This window comes from Blastomonas aquatica, assembly GCF_014639875.1.
GTDB lineage: Bacteria > Pseudomonadota > Alphaproteobacteria > Sphingomonadales > Sphingomonadaceae > Blastomonas > Blastomonas aquatica.
On sequence record NZ_BMGD01000004.1, the window covers coordinates 165,349 to 186,230 of the forward strand.

Genomic DNA, 20,882 nt, shown 5'->3' on the forward strand with positions numbered 1-20,882 from the left:
AACTATGCCTGCGTCATCCGCATTACCCCAACCCAACAAGAGCCGCCTTGCGCGCCGCTATGCCGTCATGATGCGCAAGGGCAGCCTGTTTCCTGCGCTGGAAATCGGCTTTGCGGTTCTGCTCGCGGTAATGATCGGCTTTTCCTGGTGGCTGGTGAGCAGCTACCAGGGCCGACAGGCGATGGTACCTGCACCGATCACCGCAAGTCTGCTGGTCGGAAACCTAGTGCCCGCGATGGCGCTTCTCGCATTGATCGGAAGGCGGGTTGCGATCCGCAGGGCCAATGCCAGTGGCGAACAGGGTACCGGGCGGCTCCACGTGCGGTTCGTCGCGCTGTTCTCTCTAATCTCCTCGATCCCGATGCTGCTGGTTGTCGTGATTACCTCGCTTTTGTTCCAGTACGGCGTCGAGTTCTGGTTTTCGGACCGCGCACGCGGGATGCTCGAGAACGCCAATGATCTGGCGCGCGGTTATTACGAGGAGGGACGCCGTGACGTGGCTGCGGAGACCGTCGCGATGGCAAGCGACCTGCGCGAATATTTGCAACAGACACGCATCGACAGCCCGGAGTTTGCTGAGGCCTATATTTTCCAGGTCGTCGGGCGGAAGATGAACGAATCCGCGATCGTCGAGATCGGTGAAGATGGCGTGATCCGCACTGCCGCGATCGTCGACCCGGACAACCGCACATCGTCGGACAGGGTTACCCCAGAGATCGTTCGCCAGTTGGAAGCCGGTGAGACCGCGGTAGTCTCTGCCGAGTCCGACCGGATCGAGGTGGTCACCCAACTCGACAAGCAGGCTCAGGTCTACCTGTACGTTGCACGCGCATCGAACCAGTTGGCGCTCAGCCAGTGGGAACGCGCGCAGACGGTGCTGTCCGATTACAAGGCCCTGTTCGCCCGGTCGCAGAACCTGCAGGTCCGCTTCAACATCGCCCTGTTCGTGGTCTCATTGCTGCTCGTGGCGGTCGCATTGTGGGCTGCGCTCAAGTTTGCCGACCGGATGGTGCGACCGCTGACCGATATGGCGAGCGCTGCCCGTGACATCAGTACCGGAAATTTTGCCACGCGGGTTGATACCGCCAACCGCACCGACGAAGTCGGTGTGCTGGGCCGGGCTTTCAACCGCATGGCGAGCCGGCTTTCGGAGCAGACCTCTGCGCTGATCCGCGCCAACAGCCAGCTTGACGATAGGCGTGCGTTTACCGAGGCCGTGCTCGAATCGGTCAGCGCCGGGGTGATCTCGATCGACCCGATGGGCATGGTCCGCTTGATGAACAGCACCGCGCAACGGCTGCTGCTGATCGATGGCCAGCAGTGTCTGGGATGCACGCTGTCGAGCATCTCGCCACCGTTTGCGCGACTCGCGTCTGACGGCACCGAAAAGGCGGTGATCCAGTATTCGCGTGGCAATGACCTGCTCACCCTGGCGGTGCGCGCGGTACGCGAGCCCTATGGCATGGTGATCACCTTCGAGGACATCACCCAGCAACTGGTCGATCAACGGCAGGCGGCATGGTCGGATGTTGCGCGGCGCATTGCCCACGAGATCAAGAACCCGCTCACCCCTATCCAGCTTGCCGCCGAGCGTCTCAAGCGCCGGTATGCCAGCAAGGTCAGCGAGGATGACCCGACGTTTGTTCAACTGACCGATACCATCGTGCGGCAGGTCGGGGATCTGCGCAACATGGTCGACGAGTTCTCATCGTTCGCCCGGATGCCCAAGCCGGTGTTCCGCGAGGAGAATTTCTTCGACCTCGTCAGGCAAGCGATCTTTCTTCAGGAAGTGGCGCACCCAGGCATCCAGTTCGCCACCGAAGGCGTGCATGAGGGCAGCGATCTGCATTGCGACCGACGCCAGATCGGGCAGGCGATCACCAATATCCTCAAGAATGCGGTCGAAGCCATCGAGGCACGGCAACTGGGCGAAGAAGGCCATGCTGGCTTGGTCAGCGCCACCGTGACGCGTCAGAACCAATATCTGGTGATGACGCTGGACGATAACGGCATCGGGCTTCCTGCAGACCGTGACCGCATCGTCGAGCCGTATATGACAACCCGCGAGAAGGGGACCGGCCTTGGCCTCGCTATTGTGAAAAAGATCATCGAGGAGCATTTCGGTGATCTTGCCTTCGAACCCAATGACGACGGCGGTACCCGCGTGATCATCAGAATGGATGTCGACTTGCTGCGTGCCAGTGCGCTGCAGGATGCCGACAGCGTCCTGTCCGAGCAGCGGGCAGACGGATCGCGCAAGCCCACCATGATCGGGGCGACCACCGGACGCCGTCAAAGCGAACTGAGCCGCACTGCGCAGGATGAAGAAAGTACGTAAGCCATGCCTTTGGAAATCCTAATCGTCGATGATGAGCGCGACATCCGGGACCTCGTTTCGGGTGTGCTGGAAGACGAGGGCTATAGCTGCCGTACCGCAGGCGGCAGCGATGCCGCGCTCGCGGCAATCGATGAGCGCAGGCCGTCATTGGTGTTGCTCGACGTTTGGCTCAAGGGAAGCAAGCTTGATGGTCTTGAACTGCTCGACGAGATCAAAGCGCGCGATGCCGACCTTCCGGTGATCATTTTCTCCGGGCATGGCAATATCGACACCGCAGTGTCTGCCGTTTCGCGTGGAGCGATGGACTTCATCGAAAAGCCTTTCGAGGCTGAGCGGCTGATCCACATGGTCGCCCGCGGCACAGAAACTGCCCGGCTCCGTCGCGAAAATGCGCAGCTACGGGAAAAGCTCGGGATCTCGGATGAACTCACCGGCAGTTCGAGCGCCATCAACGCGGTCCGCGCAACACTCAAGCGTGTCGCCAACAGCGGCAGCCGGTTGCTGATCACCGGGCCTGCAGGCGTGGGCAAGGAGGTAGCAGCGCGCCTGTTGCACAGCTGGAGCGGACGATCGGGAGGGCCGTTTGTCACGGTCAATTCAGCCCGCATGACTCCCGATCGGTTCGAGCAGGAATTGTTCGGCGAAGAAGACCAGGGCAGGGTCGCGACGTCGGGGCTGCTCGAACGTGCGCATGGCGGCACGCTGTTTCTGGATGAAGTCGCCGACATGCCTGAATCGACGCAGGCCAAGATCCTGCGCGTGCTGACCGACCAGAGCTTCTCGCGGGTGGGTGCCACGCGGCCAATCAAGGTCGATGTGCGGTTCGTCTCGGCGACCTCGCGCAACTTGGAGTTTGAAATCGCCGAAGGGCGGTTCCGCGAAGATCTGTTCTACCGATTGAACGTGGTCCCTGTCGAAATTCCCGCACTCACCGAACGGCGCGATGACATTCCGCCGTTGGTCGAGCATTTCGTTGCCCGGTTCGCGAGCGAGCACGGTGTCACGCCGCCCGAAACCAGCAGCGAAGCCATGGCAGCGCTGCAAAGCTACAACTGGCCCGGCAACGTCCGCCAGCTGCGCAATGTCATCGAGCGCACCATCATCCTGGCGCCACGAGGACGGCTATCGAGCATCGACGTCGACATGCTGCCACCTGAATTAGTGCAGGGAGACGGCGGGCGTGCGGCGGGTATTTCGAGCCTGATGGGGGTGCCGTTGCGCGAAGCCCGCGAAAGCTTCGAACGTGAATATCTGAAAATCCAGATCCGACGCTTTTCAGGCAACATCTCCAAGACAGCAGAGTTCATCGGAATGGAACGCTCGGCGTTGCACCGCAAGCTTAAGCTGTTGGGATTGCACGACCGGTAATCACCTGTGCGAACAGTAAACTGCAAAAGCGGTAAACTGGGCCTAGGCGAGGTGAAGGTTGCACACTATGTATATAGGGCGGCTGTGGGCCGCAGACAGCGCCGAACGTGACGAGCTGGCTTTTCATGAACCGTGATGCAACGTCATCGCCAAGACCGGGGGTCAAAAATGACCGAAAAGGCTCAAAATATTCAGGATGTGTTCCTCAACTCCCTGAGGAAATCCAAGATTCCAGTGACCATGTTTCTGGTCAAAGGCGTAAAACTCCAAGGTATCGTGACCTGGTTCGACAACTTCTCTGTCATGCTTCGGCGCGATGGGCAGTCGCAATTGGTCTACAAGCATGCGATTTCTACAGTTATGCCAGCGCAACCGATTGATCTTGGCATTTTTGCCGGATTGATGGGTGCAAAGAGCGCCAAGAACCGCAACCTGCAGGAAGTGTTCCTGCGCACGGTTCAGGAAACCGGTGTTCCGGTGACTATGTTCCTGATCAACGGCGTGATGCTGCAGGGGAAGGTCGCCGCATATGATCTGTTCTGCATGCTGCTCGAACGTGAAGGGATGGCACAGCTTGCTTATAAGCACGCTGTCTCGACCGTGCAGCCCAATGCGCCTGTCGATCTGACCGGTGACTGGAGCGAGACCGAAGGCGAAGACGATTGATTTTGCAATCGTGGGGCCGGACAAAAGGAATATATTGAAGTTTGAACGACCCTCATGCTCTTGATTTCGTGCGCGGTACCCGCGCTGTCATTGCTTATCCCGATCTCGGTCGACGCGGCGCGGTGGATTCCGATGCCCGGCTGGAGGAGGCCCGTGGCCTCGCGCTGGCGATCGGGATATCGGTCTGTGCATCGCATGCATTCCGTATCCGCACCGCTCGGCCGGCAACGCTGTTTGGCGGCGGGCAGGTGGATATCATAGCGGCCAGTCTCCAGGATGAGGACGCCGAACTGCTGATCGTCGACGGCAGCCTGTCGGCGATCCAGCAGCGCAATCTGGAAGAACGGCTCAAGGTCAAGGTCATCGACCGAACCGGGCTGATCCTTGAGATCTTTGGCGAGCGCGCCGCGACTGCCGAAGGTCGCCTCCAGGTCGAACTCGCGCATCTTGATTATCAGGCGGGCAGGTTGGTGCGCAGCTGGACCCACCTTGAACGCCAGCGTGGCGGTTTCGGCTTTCTGGGCGGCCCGGGCGAAACCCAGATAGAGGCCGATCGCCGGATGATCCGTGATCGCATGGCCAAGCTGCGCCGCGAACTCGAACAGGTCAAACGAACCCGCGGATTGCACCGAGAGCGCCGGCAGAAGGCCCCATGGCCGGTGGTCGCACTGGTCGGCTATACCAACGCGGGCAAATCCACCTTGTTCAACCGGCTGACGCATGCCGATGTAATGGCTGAGGATCTGCTGTTTGCGACGCTCGACCCGACGATGCGCGCAATCCGTCTGAATGGCGTCGAAAAGGTCATTCTGTCCGACACCGTGGGCTTCGTCTCGGATCTGCCCACCGAGCTGGTCGCAGCCTTCCGTGCGACGCTCGAAGAGGTTCTGTCGGCCGATCTGATTATCCATGTCCGCGATATGTCGCACCCCGAGGCGCAGATGCAGGGTGAATCGGTCGAGGCGATCCTCACCGATCTGGGGCTCGAGTTCGATCCGGTGCTGGCGGGCCAGGGGCTTGCAGTTCCGATGATCGAGGCCTGGAACAAATGGGACGCGCTGGATGAGGACACACGCGCGTTTCTGCTCGAAACCGCTCCCGATGATCGCACGGTCTGTCCGATGTCAGCGTTGACCGGAGAGGGGGTTTCCGAACTGCTGCGCACCGCGTCTGCTGCACTGGTCATCGGGCACCGCGTATATCCGGTGAGCCTGCCGCAGCATGACGGGCAGAAGCTTGCCTGGCTGCACGCGCATGGCGAAGTACTGGAATCGCATGAGCAGGGCGATCAGGTCGCACTTTCGGTCCGCTTGTCGGATAAGGACTGGGGCCGGTTCCAGGCGCTATAGCGCGCGTGTCGATCGCTTGGCGCGCTGCCACAGCTCTTCTTTCTGCGCGAGCGAAAGCCCGCCAAAGGCATCGCCGGCATCGATTTCCATCGCGCGGAAACGGCGTTCGAATTTTGCGTTGGCTGCCCGTAGCGCATCTTCGGCGCTGACTCCCATGTGCCGGACCATGTTGACCGCGGCAAACAGCAGGTCGCCGGCTTCGTCGACCCGCTCGGCTTCGGTTTCGGCATCGAGCAGTTCCTCGATTTCCTCGCCGATCTTCTCGACCGCACCCATGACGTCAGGCCAGTCGAACCCGGTCCGCGCGGCGCGCTTCTGCAGTTTCTGCGCACGCATCAAGGCGGGCAACGCCACCGCGACACCATCCATCGCGCTGGTCGCGCCGGCGTCATGGCGTTCCTCGGTCTTGATCGCTTCCCAATCCCATTGCTCGAGCGACTGGTCGGCAAAGATATGGGGATGCCGGCGGATCATCTTGTCGCTGATCGCATCGATGACGTTACCGACCGCGAAATGGCCAGCTTCCTCGGCCATGCGGCTGTGGAACACGACCTGGAGCAGCAGGTCGCCGAGTTCGTCCTTGAGCGCAGCCATATCGTCACGCTCTATGGCGTCAGCGACCTCATAGGCTTCTTCGATGGTGTATGGCGCGATCGTTGCGAAGGTCTGGGCGACATCCCACGGACAACCGGCATCGGGATCGCGCAGCCGCGCCATGATCGAAACCAGCCGGTCGAGCGGTACGGCCGCGATGGGGGGAGCGTCAGACTGATCGGTCGGGTCTTGCTGGTTGGCCATATCTTTAAGTCCGATAATATATATTATGTTAAATTATAGCGCATTCATCGGTTAGTGCTCTTGGGCGTCAGGATCATTCTGTCACCCTCAACCCGCCAGCTCTCCAGCGCCGAAAGAAAATTCATTCCCAGCACATTGGTATCGCCAAACGCTGCGGCAACGACAACTGCGTGATCCTTCATCGCCAGCGATCCGACCTGCAGATCGGCAACCGTTCCACGGTCTGCCTCGACGATTCCGTTGGCGGTCCCCAGCACCACCTTCATCGAAAACGCATCAGGCTCAACCCGCGCACTGCGCGCGGCATCGACAGATAGCGCGGTATAGCTCGCACCGCTATCGACCATGAACCGCACCGGCGCGCCGTTGACCTGCGCGTTGACCCAGAAATGGCCGTCGTCACTCTTGCGCAGCGTGGTCGGTTCTCCGCTGATTGCCGGCGCGCTGCTGAGGCCAAGCTCACCGGTCACGCGTTGCCAGATCACCTTCAATTCGGGCCGAAAGCTCACCAGCAAGAATATCAGCGCAAAAATGCCGACCCAGCCCAGCGCCATCTTGAGCGTCTGGCCAATCGGCAGGCTGCGTGACACCAGCGCGCTTCCGACAAGCACCAGCAGCAACAGGCTGTAGATCAAACCGGCGGTTTCACTCTCACCCATTAAGCGTATCTCGAAAGGTCGATGACCAGGCCGTCATAGCCCGGTTCTATGTCGTTGGGCAGTTCCGCGCACAGCGTCGCATAATCGAGGCTTTTATCCATATGGGTCAACACCGTGTGACCCGCGCCGCACCGCGCGGCCAGCTCGCGCGCCATATCCACGCTGGCGTGCGTGGGATGCTTTTCATACCGCAGGCAATCGCTGACCAGCAGATCGCACCCAGCATAAAGCCCGACCATATCATCGGTAATCGTGCTGAAGTCCGTCGCGTAAACCACTGACATTCCATCAGCATCGAAACGCAGGCCAGTCGAAAGCACCGGCCCATGCGGTTGATCGACACAACGGACCCGCAGACCGCAGATGTCGAGATCATCCTGCAGATCAATCGGGGCGACGATCGCTGGGTAGCCGTCGCCGCCGACGAAAACATAGTCGAAACGGCTGCTTAGGCTTTGCAAGGCATAGCTTCGACCATAGCCTGGCAAAGGCTTGCGGCTGCGATGGTAGATAGCGCGCAGATCATCAATGCCGTGGGCATGATCGGCATGATCATGCGTCCAGATCACCGCATCAAGCGCAGCGATGTCCTGCGCCAGCAACTGGTTCCTGAGGTCCGGCGAGGTATCGATCAGGATACGCTGCCTGGCATGCTCGACGATCATCGAAACCCGTGACCGCCGGTTGCGTGGATTTTGCGGGTCGCATGCCCCCCAATCGTTGCCGATCCGGGGCACGCCGCCAGACGTGCCCGATCCCAGCAGGATCGCCTTCACGGCCGCGCCCGACTGAACAGGCGATAGAAGTTCTGCGAAGTGGTTTCGCACAATTGCTCATAGGGTTCATCACGCAACGCTGCGACATACCGCGCCGTGTCAGCTACGAACGCGGGCTCGCCCTGCTTGCCGCGATGCGGCACCGGCGCGAGGAATGGCGCGTCGGTTTCGACCATCAGCCGGTCCGCAGGAATTTCCCGCGCGACCGCCTGGAGGTCCTTGGCGTTCTTGAACGTGACGATCCCTGATATCGAGATATAAAGCCCCAGATCCAGCACCTTGGCCGCGAAATCTGCGCTCGCGGTGAAGCAGTGGATCAACGCGGGGAAGGCACCCTTCCCCATTTCATCGGCCAGGATCGCGGCGGTATCGTCCTCTGCATCGCGGGTGTGGATGATCAAAGGCAAGCCAGTGCTCCGCGATGCGCCAATGTGCGCGATGAAGCTGCGGCGCTGCTGGTCGCGATCCGAATGGTCGTAATAATAATCGAGCCCGGTCTCGCCAATGCCGATGACGCGGTCGTCGGTCTCGGCGCGGGCGACCAGACGCGCGGTATCGATATCGGCATGCGCATCGGCCTCATGCGGATGGATACCGATGCTTGCCCAGACATCGGCCTCGCGGTGGGCTGTAGCGGTAACCGCATCCCATTCGCTCGCGCGGGTCGAGATGTTGAGCATCGCGGTCACACCAGTTGCACGCGCCCTTGCGAGCAGGTCAGCCTGCTGCTCGGCCATGCCCTTGTAGTTCAGGTGACAGTGCGAATCGACCAGCATCACTCGGCGTCTTCGGCTGGCAGATCGATGCGCGGGAACAATGGCTTGGGCACGCCGACCTGATAATCGCTCTCGGCCAGCGCCGAGTACCAGTGCGATCCCATTGCGGCCAGCGAGCGAACGTCATCAGGCACACCCATATGATCGAGCAACGCCTTGGCGCTGCCGGGGATCACCGGCGAGATCGCGATCGAAAGCTGGGCGATGGCGATGAACAACGTCGCCAGCACGGTCTGCATCCGCTCGGGGTCAGTCTTCTTGAGCGCCCAGGGCGCCTGTTCATCGACATAGGCGTTGCAGGCAAACACCGCGCGCATCCATGCCTCGATGCCTTGCGACAGCGATAGTTCCTCGAACGCCTTGGGCATTTCCACTTGCAAGGCATCGGCCAGCACATCAAACAAGGCGGTGTCGGCAGGATGGTTTCCGTGGATCGCAGGCAGATGGCCATCGAGGTTCTTTGCGATGAAGCTCAGGATGCGCTGCGCCAGATTACCGAAACTGTTCGACAGATCGGCATTCGACCGCATTGCAATGGCTTGCGGCGAATAGCTGCCATCCTGTCCGAAGCTGACCTCGCGCAACAGGAAGTAGCGGAGCTGATCAACGCCGAAGGCATCGGCGAGCGCGAATGGATCGACGACATTGCCGACCGACTTCGACATCTTCTCGCCCTTGTTGAGCAGGAAGCCGTGGCCGAAAACCTGCTTGGGCACTGCAATACCTGCGCTGAGCAGAAACGCGGGCCAATAGACTGCATGGAAACGCACGATATCCTTGCCGATTAGATGCAGATCGGCTGGCCAGTGCTTGCGCATCAGACCGGTGTCATCTGGATACCCTAGCCCGGTGAGATAGTTGGTCAGCGCATCGACCCACACGTACATGACGTGCCCATCACTGCCGGGCACCTTGACCCCCCAGTCGAAGCTGGTGCGCGAGATCGACAGTGGACGCAGGCCACCTTTCACGAAGCTGACAATCTCGTTGCGGCGGGTGTCGGGCTGGAGAAACTCGGGATGCTCCTCGTACAGTGCGAGCAATTTGTCTTGATACGCGTCGAGCTTAAAGAACCAGCTTTCCTCGACGGTCCATTCAACCGGGGTACCCTGGGGTGACTGCTTGCCCCCCTGCCCGTCATCGACCAGTTCGTCTTCGGCATAATACGCTTCGTCACGGACCGAGTACCAGCCTTCGTATCGATCGAGATACAGGTCACCCCGCGCTTCCATCGCCGACCACAGCGCCTGGCTGGCGCGGTGATGATCGTCTTCGGATGTCTGGATGAAGCGATCATAGCTGACATCAAGCCTATCGCACATATCTTTGAAATACTGAGACATTTCATCCGCCAGTGCGCGCGGTGTGGTGTCCAGTTCGCGCGCCTTTTGCAGCATCTTGAGGCCGTGGACATCAGTCCCGGTCTGGAAGCGGACGTCGCGACCATTGAGCCGCTGGAAGCGCGCGATGACGTCGGCGGCGATCGCCTCATAGGCATGGCCGATATGCGGGCGGCCATTGGGATAGCTGATCGCGGTGGTGATGTAATAGGGTTCGCCCATGGCGGTTCTGTCTGCCGTTCGTTCGGGTGGTGGCCTGCTGGCCGGTCGTCGCCTATCTAGGCGGGGCCAGCCTTGCCAGCAACCCGCCAATTTGAAACGCGACCGCAGCCGCATCCAGATTGAGCAACACCGCGCGTGAGGCCAGGCTGCCGATGTCCTGCCAAGCCCCAATCGCATCGGGCAGCCGGTCGTCGCGCAAGGTGCGGATCCGGCGAGCCGCAAAGCGCGGTGCATAATGCAGCAGCGCCTGGAAACGATCGCGGTTGGCCTTGTTGGCCACCAGCGCGCCGAGCGCAATCCGCGCGCGATGATCGCGGTCGCCATGGTCCGCGATTTCGCTGAGCAAGCCATCGATCCGCGCCATATCGAGGCCGGCGAAGCTGAGCGCCTGCCCCGGAGCGCCCTGCCCCAACCTTACCAAGGCAGCAATCTCTGCGTCGGGGAGCTCGGGCCGCGCGGCACGCAGGGCCTCGGCCATATCGGTATCGCTCAGCGCAGGAAAATCGAGCACCAGGCATCGCGAGCGGATCGTCGGCAGCAGGCGCCCGGGATTGTGCGCGATCAGCAGAAAAACGGTGTCGGCAGGCGGCTCTTCCAAGCTCTTGAGCAAGGCGTTGGCGGCGCCGCGTTCGAGCATATCGGCCGAATCGAAAATGATCACCCGGCGCTCGGCCAGGCTGGGGCGCACCGTTAACCGCTTTTGCAGCGCCCGGATCTGATCGACTTTGATGTTGCGCGCCAGATCATAGGGCTTGCCGTCCTCGGCCTTGCGCGCTTCCTTGTCGTTTTGCGGACCCAGAGTGATGTAGTGGCAATCGGGATGCTTGCCCTGCACGAGCAAGCGGCCCGATGCGCTGTCTAGATCACCCCCGAAATGATCGGCGGCAAAGCTGGGCTCGCGGGTCAGCAAATGCGCCGCAGCAGCCAGCGCGAAGCTGCGTTTGCCGATGCCTTCTGGCCCAGCAAGCAGCCAGCCATGATGCAGCCTTCGCGACTGAAACGCGCGCAAAACCGTCGTTTCCGGCGCCGCATGCCCCATCCATTGCCCGAAGGAAGCCGTCATGACGTCACGCCGCCAGATGCGCGAGCGCTGCGATAATCCGCGCCTGCACCGCGTGGCTTTCACCGCTGGCATCGATCACGTGGAAACGTTCGGGTTCGGCTGCCGCAAATGTGCGGAACGCCTGCGCGACCGATGCGTGATAGGCGGCATCGCGCCCGCCGATCCGATCACTGCCAGCGCCATCCCTTAAGGTCGCGCGGCGTGCGGCTTCATCTGCCGGAAGTTCGAGCAGCAAGGTGCAATCGGGCAGAAAGCCCTGCGATCCGAACTGGTGCAGAGCGAGGACAGCCTCGTCACCCAGCCCTCCTGCGACCCCCTGATAGGCGCGGCTGCTGTCGATGAAGCGGTCGGAGAGCACCCATCCGCCGGCCTCGATCGCGGGCCGGATTAGCCTCGCGACATGATCGGCGCGCGCAGCGGCAAACAGCAATGCCTCGCTGCGGGCGTTCCACCGGTCGGCGCCGCCTTCGAGCAGCAGAGTCCGGATCGCCTCGGCACTCTCGGTACCTCCGGGCTCGCGGGTAATCGTGACCTTGCGGCCATCCGCTCTCAGCGCTTCGGCAAGCAGCCTGATCTGCGTCGATTTGCCGACCGCTTCGCCACCTTCGATCGAGATGAAGCGCCCGCGCATGCTGGCGTCCTCAGCCTCCGAAAAACGACAGGATACCGGCCCAGAGGCGGCCGAAGAAGCCCGCCTCATCGACGGCTTCGCCTGCGACCAGGGGCATCACCTGCTGTTCCATGTCAGGCGCGGAGACGACCAGGGTTGCGACCTGCTGGCCCTTGGCGATCGGGGCCTTGAGCGGGCCCTGATAAACAACCTTGAGCGTCACCTTGTCGGTATCGGCAGTGCGCGGCAGCGTGAGCGCCAGATCACGCGGGGCGACAAGCGTCAGTTCGCGCACGCTCCCCAATTGTACGGGCGCAGTATCCACCTTGCGGCCCTTGGCGAACAACGGAACCGATTTCCAGGACCTGAAGCCCCAGTTCATGAACCGGACCGATTCATCGACACGGCCGTTGTAGCTGTCCAATCCGGCGACCACCATCACCAGCCGGCGCCCGTTCTGCTCGGCCGAGCCGGTAAAGCCGTAGCCCGCTTCCTCGGTATGGCCGGTCTTGAGGCCGTCAGCGCCATCGACCTTGCCCAGCAGCGGATCGCGGTTGGGCTGGGTGATGCCGTTCCAGGTAAAGCTGCCCTTGGAATAGAAGCGCTTATATAGTCCCGGGTGGTTGCGGATCGTCGCGGAAGCAAGCTGTGCCAGATCGCGCGCGGTGACCTGGGTAAGCCCCTCGTCGGGCCAGCCATTGCTATTGCCGAAAAGACTGTTGGCAAGGCCGATCTCTCTGGCCTTTTTGTTCATCATATCGACGAACGCTTCTTCGGACCCGGCAATCCCCTCTGCAAGCACGACACAGGCATCGTTGCCTGACAACGTGACGACGCCGTCGAGAAGATCGGAAACCGTCACCTGGCTGCCGACCGCCAGAAACATGCTGGAGCCCTGGTTGTTCCATTTGCGCCATGTCTCGGGCGATACGGTCATCGTCTGATCGAGCTTGATCTCACCCTTCTTGAGCAGATCGAACGCAACATAGACGGTCATCATTTTGGCCATCGACGCGGGCGGAATCTGCCGGTCGGCATCGCGTGCAAACAGCACCGCGCCCGATGAGAGGTCGGTCATATAGGCGATGGGTGCCTCGGAGACATAGCTGGGAGCCGCCGCCAGCGGGGTCGCCAGCAGCGAGAACATGGCAAGACCAATAATCGGGGTTTTCATCTGTTTCTCATGAATTTGATCGAGGGGGAATGCGGGCCTTTATCCGGCCCGTTCGTGTCAGCGACCGGGGTCCTGCTGGATTCGAACCCCCTGATAGCCATTCCGCTTCGCCAGCGTAAGACCCTGTTGTGCCGCGTGAGCGTTGGCATAGGGGCCATAACGGACGCGAAACACTTTGCCATCGTTGCTGACAACCGTGTTTGCGCCGATCCGCTTGGCGAGATCATCCGCCCTTGCCCTGGTCGAAAATGCGGCGACCTGAATGAAATATGCCTCAGCGGTGACGGGCCTTGCGGCCACCGCAGGGTTTGGCGGCGCTTTTGCTGGCGCTGGTTCGGGCGTTGCGCGATTAGCGCCGGTGCTGTTTCCCGCGATCGTCGGACGGGAGGGCGGGCTCTGCGTCGGGCGGGGCCCCTGCCCTTCGACGATGAAGCCGGTATTACCCTGCGCCACTTGGCCAGACACCGATGGTGTGGCGGCTCCGGAGGTCGGGGCTGCCTTGGCCACAGCTGCGACCTTCGGCTTGCTTGCCTTGATGGGCTTGTCCTGAACCTTGCCTGCCACAGGTGCGACCACTGGCTGGGCGATCGCAACCGCCGGGCCATTGTCGCCGAGCTTGCGCCGCAACGGCACCAGCAGCGATTCAGGCGTTTCCATCCGCATGGCAACCGGCTGCCCCGTACGCAGCACCGCGCGCTCCGCCTCGGGTGGATTGACCCTGCGCACGCGGACCGGGAACGACCCCTTTTCGAGCACACCCAATTGCTTGGCTGCACCGTATGACAGATCGATCAGACGCGAAGCCGACGCTGGCCCGCGATCGTTGACCCGGACGAGGATAGTTTTTCCGGTGTCGAGTGCGGTCACCTCGACATAGCTGGGCAGCGGCAAGGTCCGGTGCGCTCCCGAAATGGCATCGGGGCTGAACAGTTCGCCATTGGCGGTGCTGCGCCCGTTGAGTTCCTTGCCGTACCAGCTCGCATAGCCGGTCTCATCGTAATTGAAGACATCGACCGGCGTGTAAGTGATCCCCTCGAGCACATAGGGTTCACCCAGCTTGGCAGGGTAATCGGAGACCGATCCTGCCAGCGTCGGCGGCGCGGTGTCCAGGCTGCGGCTCAAGCCGCCGCCACCGCCACAGCCGGTCAGCAGCAGAGCCATCCCCAGGCTTGCGATCATCATCGTCTTCATCGCCGATTCCCCCTTGAAGTCTGCGCCTGTCAGTTGCGGACGCCGTCAGCCAGCAGGCCCACCGACATCGCGTAATAATTGGAGCAGTTGTAATCCAGTATCGCGCGGTAGTTGCGGGTCAGCAGGTAACCTGTTGCGTCAAGCCCCGGGGTGATCAGCAACGATGCCTGGACCCGGTCATCGGCTGGCCAGACCCCGCCTGCCGGGTAAATCCCCAGCGCCTTCCATTCCCGCATCGTCTTCCATTCACTGTGCCGCTCGACCGCGCGCGCGCATTTTTCTACCCGTTCACGGTTGGCGATGGCGGTTGTATCAAGCGTCGAAGGCACCGATACAGCAAAGCCCCAGGGCTCGCCGCGCCGCCATCCGGCAGCGACCATATAGTTGGCGATCGAGGCGAAGGCATCGGCCCGGCTCGACCAGATCTCCGCCTTGCCGTCGCCATCGCCATCCTTGGCAAGCTTGAGGTACACCGACGGCAGGAACTGGGGGTATCCGAACGCCCCGGCATAGCTGCCGCGCAACACCGAACGCGGCACGCCCATGTCGATCATCTTGAGCACCGCGACCAGTTCGCCTTCAAACAGGTCGCGCCGCCGACCCTCATAGGCCAAGGTCGCCAGCGCACGCGGCAGATCGGTGTTACCCATGATCGTGCCATAGCTGGTTTCATGGCCGAAGATCGACACCATGATCGAAGCGGGAACCCCTGTCTGCTGCTCGATGGCGACCAGCCGCGCGGCCTCATCGGAATAGACCTGCCGACCCTGGCGGATTTTGGCGCCGTTGATACGCTTGGCCATTTCAGGACCAAACGACGGGAACGACTGACCTGCGGGCGTCGGCGCAAAGCGGCGGTCGAGCGCTGCAACGCTCTCATCATAACCCAATGACGGTAACACGCTGTCGATGGTGCGCTGCGATACGCCTTCACGCCGGGCACGCGCGGCCACGGTATCGAGATAACGAATAAAGCCCTTCGTCTGCTGGATATTGGCGGGGGCATTCACCCCCGGCAGAGGCTGGACAATCTCGCGTTGGGCGGTACTTGGCGATCCGCACGCCAGCAGGCTGGCTGTGGCTGCTGCAAGCGCCATCCGCGCGCCAAATCGTGAAACAAAGCCGTGTACGATATTGAAAATCATGCGATACTCCCAAGTGGGCGTTGTGCCACACAAAGCCTTCAGGGGGAAAGGGCGAACATCCGCCACCCATCCCGGCGGGGCCACGTTTGGCCGGGATGGCACGGCACTTGAAGGAACTCATGCCCACCACCTGCAAAACCGGTAGGCAGGTCGCCATCCGATCCAAGTTTCGCTTTTCAGACTGTGCTGCCTTCGCTAGGAACCGCGCCGCACTGCGCACGCACCGAATTTTGGTCGCGTAACGCCTGGCATCGATGGAAGAGTGTCCGAGTGGTTTAAGGAACCGGTCTTGAAAACCGGCGAGGGTGCAAGCTCTCCGTGGGTTCGAATCCCACCTCTTCCGCCAGGTGCTAATCCCACAAAATCCCTGATCAGCTCCGAAAGTCCAGCTTACCTGCGGGTTACGTTGGTGATTCGGATCCCTGTGTGTCCCACGTCGTCCAGACCGACATTTTTGCAAATGTGGGAACAAATTTTATGATCAGCTCCATGGAAACGACTTCGAACACCGGCCCGAAGACCAAGTCTCAGTCCAGCCGCCGTGTCAGTTTTGGCGACGGCCTTTTCCGCTATGAGAGGCCCGGAGGGACAAGTAGCTGGGTCTGCCGGGTACGGCACAAAGGCAACCGGAGAGATTTCGGCCTGGGCAGCTGTAAGACAGTGGGCCTGGAGGAGGCTCGCGAGCGGGCGCTGGTGGTGCGCCGTCAGGTCGAGCAGGGCTACGACCCGCAGTTCGAGCGGCGCAAGATCGAGGCAGTGCCCAACTTCCGGGACGCTGCGCAGAAGGTCTTCGACATTCATTCAAAGACATGGCGCAATGGGAAACATCATGGCCAGTGGATGCGCACCATGGAGATGTATGCTTTCCCGCAGCTCGGCAAGATGAGGGTGGATCGGATCACCGGACCAATGATCCGCGACGTGCTGATGGAAATCTGGCTGGCAAAGCCAGAGACCGCGCGCCGGGTCCGGCAGCGGATCGGTATGGTGCTCGATTGGGCCTATGCATCCGGCTATCGTGAGAGCGAGGCTCCCATGCGTGCGATCACCAAGGGCTTGCCCCGTCAGCCGCGCCGTGATGGTCACTACCCGGCAATGCCTTACGAGAAGGTGCCAAAGTTCATCCAGAAGCTGCGCGCTCGGGAATCGTTCAGTCGCCTTGCTCTCGAATTTGCCATTTATACCGCTGCCAGATCGGGCGAGGTGCGCGGCATGACCTGGGATGAGGTTGATCTTGAAAGCGGTCTCTGGACGCTTCCTAAGGCGCGTATGAAGGCATTCCGCGAGCATGTGGTCCCGCTCAGCCCGCGACCGCTGCGGATTATCCGTCGCTGTGCGCAGCTGCGCCTACGGGAATCGCCCTATGTGTTTCCCGGCTTCAAGAACAATAGGCCCCTTTCCGACATGACGCTGTCCAAGCTCATGAAGGAAATGCTTCAGCCCTACACCCCTCACGGGTTCCGGTCGTCGTTCCGGGACTGGGTGAGCGAAGAGACGAACCACCCCAGCGATGTGGCAGAAGCAGCCCTCGCCCATATGGTCGCCAACAAGACCGAGGCGGCCTACCGGCGCGGCAATCTGCTGGAGAAGCGCCGCGTCATGATGGCCGAATGGGCCGCCTATTGCGACAAGGAGAGCTGAGGTGTCTCGCCTGTCGCGCCAAGAGCGCAGGTGCTTGCGCAAATTCGAGAGGGCGGTCGAGCGGATGGAGCCGCTCGACCGGGAAATCTTTCTTGGCCTCCGCGTCGATGAGCTGAGCTACCGCCAGCTTGCAGCTAAACACGACATAACCTTGCAACAGGTCGAGCAGCATTTCGCCAATGCCCTGTTCGTGCTGATGCAGATGCCAACAGAGAAGCCGCCAGACTGGTGGCAGTTCTGGCGCTGGTGATGCTGCTTCGACCTTGCCAATCGCAACCCATGCCTACAGGGTGCCCCTGCCCATGCGAACCGATCTAGACCACCTTCCGGCCAACAAGCAGCGCGAGCTTGAGCGCGTGAAGCAGATCATCTTCGAAGAGTTCGAGGACGCGCTGGCGCTTGCCACGCACCAGTGGAAGAAGAAGGGCCGGATCGAGAAGCTGATCCTGTACGGCAGCTACGCGCGTGGTGGCTGGGTGGACGAACCACACACAGCCAAGGGATACAGGTCCGACTTCGATCTGCTGATCATTGTCAACGACAAGCGGCTCACCGAGCGCGTCGATTACTGGCTGAAGCTCGAGGATCGGCTGATACGCGAGCTGGCCATCGATCGCACACTGCACACGCCGGTCAACTTCATCGTCCACACCCTGCAGGAGGTGAACGACGGGCTGGCACATGGCCGCTATTTTTTCATGGACGTGGCCAAGGACGGCATCGCGCTACACGAAGCTGATGAGAGAGTTCTGCATACGCCCAAGCCCAAGACGCCTGAGCAGGCTCTGGCAATGGCGCGGGAGTATTTTGACGAGTGGTACCCAACGACAGCCCAGTTCCACGGATCAGCAATGCATTCGATCGGTCAAGGCTGGCTTAAAAAAGCCGCCTTTGACATGCACCAGGCCACCGAACGACTGTACCATTGCGTTCTGCTCGTCTGTACCTTCTATTCGCCCCATGTGCACAACCTTGGTTTCCTGCGCACCCAGGCTGAGCGGATCGATATGCGGCTTGTTGATGCCTGGCCTCGTGACACTCGGCTTGATCGAGCTCGCTTTGAGAAGCTGAAAGAGGCCTATGTGAAGGCCCGGTACTCGAAGCACTATCGGATTACCGAAGAGGAGCTGCTGTGGCTTGGCGGGTGTGTGGAAGAGCTTGGACGGGCTGTCCACGCAATCTGTTCGGAACGGATCATAGACCTTCAGGCAAAGGCTCTCGCTGCGAGTTGACTGCGCAGTGTCGGGAGCAGGACGCGGGCAACAACGTCTGGCTGCATCAATGCTGCCGTCAGCCATCAAATCTGACCCCTTGATGACTGCTCGAACCGTCAGTTCGCGAGCCCCACCGGCACCCATTTTCTGCCACCTCATGGGCATCAAATCCGGCGGGGTAAGAAGGGCCGCGATGCTTCGCATCGGACCCACAATTTATAGTCACACACCTCACGCACACGTGAATAACGGTTTTCTGCCACTTTTCGAGGTGCCAATCCGCTGCCTCGTGACGTCGCCTCTATCGAAAGTGGCGGTTTTCTGCGGAATTTCGAGGCAGCGCATAGCAGCCTCGTCGGACGGGATAATGGCGGACAAAAGCGGCAAACGCGGGGACAAGATTTGGCCCTTTTGCGAGCCAACGTTACCCCCTTTTTCGAGGCAGGTCGCAACCCGCTGACTGGCCAAGGCATAGTAGAGCAACCCTAGTAGCCGTGCACCAAATCTAGTCCGTTCGCCGAGGTGAGGTTTGATGGATGCCACTCCAGCAATCGTGGAAACGGATAGCCTGGCGCGAAAATGTCTTATGGCACGCAGAGCGCCGAGAGGGGATAATTACCGGTGTCTGGCAGATGGCGCGACCGGTCCATCCAGCCATCTGGTTCTCAAACAATTGGTGCCTATATGCCTCGAACGCCTTTCCCATCATCTTCGCCATTATCGATCGAGCCAATCAGCATGCGGGTTCCCGATGCCTGCCGGTACACCGGCATCAGCCGCAGCACGCTGTACCTGCTTATCGTACGGGGTGAGGTTGAGGTGGTCAAAATGGGAGCAGCCACGCTTGTTTTGACAGAAAGCTTGCGTCAGTTGATCGAGCGACATCGCTGCAGCAGCCCAAGCCTAAAGCCACCACTTCCCCAAGCGGCATCCGCGCGGCACGGACAGACAATGCGCGCCATTGCCGACTGAAGTTCTGTCACGTCAAATTCTTCGTTAGCTCTGTCATCAACCATCAATGGTCGGCATGGGATGTCTGCTTTGCGCCCCAATCTCGGCCAATGGAGATTGTCCGGCGATTGCCCGAAAGCGGACATCGTTGCCTATCGGCCGGGCAGCCGGGCCTGGGACAGAGCGGCCCGTATTCGCAGCCAGCACTACGGCAGGCCTAAACGGGAGCGGTCGCTCGTCGGCTGGTCGCGAAGCTGTGTTACGCAGACGCCTCGTCGTCCTCGACGAGAATTGCCGGTCCATCTGACTGCGCGAGAGCGACCTGAACCTCGCCGTTTTCATTCGACAAGGTCACGAGCACAACGATCCCTGCGTCGAGCATGAGCACAACATGCAGGTTCAGTAGAGCCTTAATCCGATTAACCCAGCCCAAAATCTCTTCGGGTGCATACTCGCGCTGTTTGCCCGCAAGCGCATGTTTGAGCGCCCCGCGATGTAGAAGCTCGCCGCATTCGTTATAGACCTTCTTCAACTCAGCGAGGTCCATCTCGCCCTTCTTGAACTCGTATGAAGCTGGTGCTGCGCCATAGGTGACGGCGCGCGGGAACGAGTTCTTGTTGCTCCCCTCAAGGAGCTTGAAGATCATGCCGGGCTGATAACTGTCACGGATACGAGACGTGATCCCGATGAGGTTGTGGACAGCGGCACTCGACAGGGCGATTAACTCGCAGACGTAGCGCACTTGCAGAATGCAGCTTTCAGCGTCCGTGAACCCGTCGACTGCCCCAGCCTCCGTTTTAAACCGGTCCATGTAGCGATCGATAGCCGCTGTCCGCAGCTTAATTTCCTCCATGAAACCAGAATAGATGCCGATGTGCTGCGTCGGTTCTTGCGGATCAGCCGGCATCGCGAACTCGCTCATCGATCTGTTCGATGCGATCTTGCCACTCGTCGTGATCCATCCAGCCGCAGTCCTGTAGCTGTCGAAATGCTTCCTCTGCGATGAAACGGAGGCTCTCCCCATCACGATCGAGGATACCACGGTAGACGTGGATACGACCGCTTCCCACCTCCCGCTCAGCAACCGAAGCGACGATCGACAGGACAAGGCGCGCGGCTGAATACTCGTCTTTGACGATCTTATTTCGCTTACTGCTGGTCGTCATAAGCGTAGGGCGAATGATCGTGCGGAGGTCGGGCCACACGATCTGATCGCGAAACAGATCGTCGCACCAGTCTAGGGCCTTCAATAACAAGGAAATGGCATTGTTGGGAAAGAACCGCTGTACAAGCTCGGTGAACAAAGCCATCTTCTGTGCGCCTCACTCGACTGCGTATTTGCCATTCAACTGACCCTCATTGCACGGGCTGGGTGGCCCGTGCCCCAACCTGAATTTAGCTACGATCTTCGTCACGTTTCCAGCAATAAATGCGACAGTCTATCACTGAGCGTCAGCCTCATGCTGCCGACCAACGACCTTACAACGTCTGATCGGCAGCTCTTGTCAGCCCTAGATGCTCGCGACACCACCAGCGAGAGTTGGTTCAAGGCTGCCATTGCCGGGTGGCAGAGCGGATGACCGCTTTCCGCAACTAGCCCA

At 60.7% G+C, this 20,882-nt stretch carries 20 protein-coding genes and 1 tRNA gene; 9 read left to right on the top strand and 12 right to left on the bottom strand.

Annotation, left to right across the window (positions count from 1 at the left end; genetic code table 11):
- Nucleotides 1–4: 4 nt before the first annotated feature.
- From IEW00_RS12620 to hflX, 4 genes are all read left to right on the top strand, one after another.
- Nucleotides 5–2,338, top strand: a complete 2,334-nt coding sequence (locus IEW00_RS12620; protein ID WP_188514769.1) for a sensor histidine kinase — start codon at nucleotides 5–7, stop codon at nucleotides 2,336–2,338.
- A gap of 3 nt (nucleotides 2,339–2,341) precedes the next feature.
- Entirely contained in the window at nucleotides 2,342–3,706 is a 1,365-nt protein-coding gene (ntrX, locus tag IEW00_RS12625) for a nitrogen assimilation response regulator NtrX (protein ID WP_188514770.1), read from the top strand.
- Between the two features lie 135 nt (nucleotides 3,707–3,841).
- Nucleotides 3,842–4,372, top strand: a complete 531-nt coding sequence (gene hfq, locus IEW00_RS12630) for an RNA chaperone Hfq (RefSeq protein WP_188514933.1) — start codon at nucleotides 3,842–3,844, stop codon at nucleotides 4,370–4,372.
- A 41-nt stretch (nucleotides 4,373–4,413) separates the two neighbouring features.
- Nucleotides 4,414–5,721, top strand: coding sequence for a GTPase HflX (hflX, locus tag IEW00_RS12635; RefSeq protein ID WP_188514771.1), 1,308 nt, complete (start codon nucleotides 4,414–4,416; stop codon nucleotides 5,719–5,721).
- On the opposite strand, the gene mazG is transcribed toward hflX, so the two are convergent.
- From mazG to IEW00_RS12685, 10 genes are read right to left on the bottom strand one after another with little or no spacing between them, the layout of a single operon-like run.
- The gene (gene mazG / locus IEW00_RS12640; RefSeq protein ID WP_188514772.1) at nucleotides 5,716–6,519 is read right to left on the bottom strand and encodes a nucleoside triphosphate pyrophosphohydrolase; all 804 of its coding nucleotides are present in this window, start codon (nucleotides 6,517–6,519) and stop codon (nucleotides 5,716–5,718) included. The genes hflX and mazG overlap by 6 nt on opposite strands.
- Before the next feature lie 44 nt (nucleotides 6,520–6,563).
- The gene (locus IEW00_RS12645) at nucleotides 6,564–7,178 is read right to left on the bottom strand and encodes a retropepsin-like aspartic protease family protein (RefSeq protein ID WP_188514773.1); all 615 of its coding nucleotides are present in this window, start codon (nucleotides 7,176–7,178) and stop codon (nucleotides 6,564–6,566) included.
- Nucleotides 7,178–7,954, bottom strand: coding sequence for an MBL fold metallo-hydrolase (locus tag IEW00_RS12650; RefSeq protein ID WP_188514774.1), 777 nt, complete (start codon nucleotides 7,952–7,954; stop codon nucleotides 7,178–7,180). Before IEW00_RS12650 ends, IEW00_RS12645 begins: the two co-directional genes overlap by 1 nt.
- Nucleotides 7,951–8,730 (bottom strand): TatD family hydrolase, encoded by a 780-nt coding sequence (locus tag IEW00_RS12655; protein WP_188514775.1) that lies wholly within the window; start codon nucleotides 8,728–8,730, stop codon nucleotides 7,951–7,953. Before IEW00_RS12655 ends, IEW00_RS12650 begins: the two co-directional genes overlap by 4 nt.
- Entirely contained in the window at nucleotides 8,730–10,292 is a 1,563-nt protein-coding gene (gene metG, locus IEW00_RS12660) for a methionine--tRNA ligase (RefSeq protein ID WP_188514776.1), read from the bottom strand. The genes IEW00_RS12655 and metG overlap by 1 nt, the downstream gene beginning before the upstream one ends.
- A gap of 52 nt (nucleotides 10,293–10,344) precedes the next feature.
- Complete coding sequence (locus IEW00_RS12665) at nucleotides 10,345–11,355, bottom strand: DNA polymerase III delta subunit-related protein (protein WP_188514777.1); 1,011 nt, start codon at nucleotides 11,353–11,355, stop codon at nucleotides 10,345–10,347.
- 4 nt (nucleotides 11,356–11,359) lie between these two features.
- Nucleotides 11,360–11,986, bottom strand: coding sequence for a dTMP kinase (gene tmk, locus IEW00_RS12670; protein WP_188514778.1), 627 nt, complete (start codon nucleotides 11,984–11,986; stop codon nucleotides 11,360–11,362).
- 10 nt (nucleotides 11,987–11,996) lie between these two features.
- Nucleotides 11,997–13,139, bottom strand: a complete 1,143-nt coding sequence (locus tag IEW00_RS12675) for a D-alanyl-D-alanine carboxypeptidase family protein (protein WP_188514779.1) — start codon at nucleotides 13,137–13,139, stop codon at nucleotides 11,997–11,999.
- Between the two features lie 57 nt (nucleotides 13,140–13,196).
- Nucleotides 13,197–14,330, bottom strand: coding sequence for a septal ring lytic transglycosylase RlpA family protein (locus IEW00_RS12680; RefSeq protein WP_188514780.1), 1,134 nt, complete (start codon nucleotides 14,328–14,330; stop codon nucleotides 13,197–13,199).
- A gap of 29 nt (nucleotides 14,331–14,359) precedes the next feature.
- Entirely contained in the window at nucleotides 14,360–15,475 is a 1,116-nt protein-coding gene (locus tag IEW00_RS12685; protein ID WP_188514781.1) for a lytic murein transglycosylase, read from the bottom strand.
- A gap of 256 nt (nucleotides 15,476–15,731) precedes the next feature.
- Here IEW00_RS12685 and IEW00_RS12690 point away from each other — a divergent pair.
- The 5 genes from IEW00_RS12690 (at nucleotide 15,732) to IEW00_RS17640 (ending at nucleotide 19,302) form a co-directional block, all read left to right on the top strand.
- A tRNA-Ser gene (locus IEW00_RS12690) sits at nucleotides 15,732–15,821 on the top strand.
- 143 nt (nucleotides 15,822–15,964) lie between these two features.
- A complete protein-coding gene (locus IEW00_RS12695) occupies nucleotides 15,965–17,116 on the top strand; it encodes a tyrosine-type recombinase/integrase (RefSeq protein WP_188514782.1) in 1,152 nt (383 codons plus the stop codon).
- Nucleotides 17,117–17,150: 34 nt separating this feature from the next.
- On the top strand, nucleotides 17,151–17,366 hold the full coding sequence (locus tag IEW00_RS12700; protein WP_229737021.1) for a sigma-70 region 4 domain-containing protein: 216 nt from the start codon (nucleotides 17,151–17,153) through the stop codon (nucleotides 17,364–17,366).
- A 52-nt stretch (nucleotides 17,367–17,418) separates the two neighbouring features.
- Nucleotides 17,419–18,348 carry a nucleotidyltransferase gene (locus IEW00_RS12705; protein WP_188514783.1) on the top strand — a complete coding sequence of 310 codons (930 nt, stop codon included), beginning with the start codon at nucleotides 17,419–17,421 and terminating at the stop codon, nucleotides 18,346–18,348.
- Between the two features lie 720 nt (nucleotides 18,349–19,068).
- Nucleotides 19,069–19,302, top strand: coding sequence for a helix-turn-helix domain-containing protein (locus tag IEW00_RS17640; RefSeq protein WP_308419336.1), 234 nt, complete (start codon nucleotides 19,069–19,071; stop codon nucleotides 19,300–19,302).
- Between the two features lie 238 nt (nucleotides 19,303–19,540).
- Here the strand turns inward: IEW00_RS17640 and IEW00_RS12715 are convergent, their stop codons facing one another.
- The gene (locus IEW00_RS12715) at nucleotides 19,541–20,203 is read right to left on the bottom strand and encodes a hypothetical protein (RefSeq protein WP_188514784.1); all 663 of its coding nucleotides are present in this window, start codon (nucleotides 20,201–20,203) and stop codon (nucleotides 19,541–19,543) included.
- Entirely contained in the window at nucleotides 20,178–20,591 is a 414-nt protein-coding gene (locus IEW00_RS12720) for a hypothetical protein (protein ID WP_188514785.1), read from the bottom strand. The genes IEW00_RS12715 and IEW00_RS12720 overlap by 26 nt, the downstream gene beginning before the upstream one ends.
- Nucleotides 20,592–20,882 lie beyond the last annotated feature (291 nt).

Coding starts and splice junctions, on each gene's coding strand:
- hfq (WP_188514933.1), top strand. CDS start 3,842: ATGCAACGTCATCGCCAAGACCGGGGGTCAAAAATGACCGAAAAGGCT.
- IEW00_RS12715 (WP_188514784.1), bottom strand. CDS start 20,203: ATGAGCGAGTTCGCGATGCCGGCTGATCCGCAAGAACCGACGCAGCAC.
- tmk (WP_188514778.1), bottom strand. CDS start 11,986: ATGCGCGGGCGCTTCATCTCGATCGAAGGTGGCGAAGCGGTCGGCAAA.
- IEW00_RS12655 (WP_188514775.1), bottom strand. CDS start 8,730: ATGCTGGTCGATTCGCACTGTCACCTGAACTACAAGGGCATGGCCGAG.
- IEW00_RS12705 (WP_188514783.1), top strand. CDS start 17,419: ATGCGAACCGATCTAGACCACCTTCCGGCCAACAAGCAGCGCGAGCTT.
- IEW00_RS12675 (WP_188514779.1), bottom strand. CDS start 13,139: ATGAAAACCCCGATTATTGGTCTTGCCATGTTCTCGCTGCTGGCGACC.
- IEW00_RS12720 (WP_188514785.1), bottom strand. CDS start 20,591: ATGGCTTTGTTCACCGAGCTTGTACAGCGGTTCTTTCCCAACAATGCC.
- IEW00_RS17640 (WP_308419336.1), top strand. CDS start 19,069: ATGCGGGTTCCCGATGCCTGCCGGTACACCGGCATCAGCCGCAGCACG.
- metG (WP_188514776.1), bottom strand. CDS start 10,292: ATGGGCGAACCCTATTACATCACCACCGCGATCAGCTATCCCAATGGC.
- IEW00_RS12680 (WP_188514780.1), bottom strand. CDS start 14,330: ATGAAGACGATGATGATCGCAAGCCTGGGGATGGCTCTGCTGCTGACC.
- IEW00_RS12695 (WP_188514782.1), top strand. CDS start 15,965: ATGGAAACGACTTCGAACACCGGCCCGAAGACCAAGTCTCAGTCCAGC.
- IEW00_RS12665 (WP_188514777.1), bottom strand. CDS start 11,355: ATGACGGCTTCCTTCGGGCAATGGATGGGGCATGCGGCGCCGGAAACG.
- mazG (WP_188514772.1), bottom strand. CDS start 6,519: ATGGCCAACCAGCAAGACCCGACCGATCAGTCTGACGCTCCCCCCATC.
- IEW00_RS12645 (WP_188514773.1), bottom strand. CDS start 7,178: ATGGGTGAGAGTGAAACCGCCGGTTTGATCTACAGCCTGTTGCTGCTG.
- ntrX (WP_188514770.1), top strand. CDS start 2,342: ATGCCTTTGGAAATCCTAATCGTCGATGATGAGCGCGACATCCGGGAC.
- IEW00_RS12620 (WP_188514769.1), top strand. CDS start 5: ATGCCTGCGTCATCCGCATTACCCCAACCCAACAAGAGCCGCCTTGCG.
- IEW00_RS12685 (WP_188514781.1), bottom strand. CDS start 15,475: ATGATTTTCAATATCGTACACGGCTTTGTTTCACGATTTGGCGCGCGG.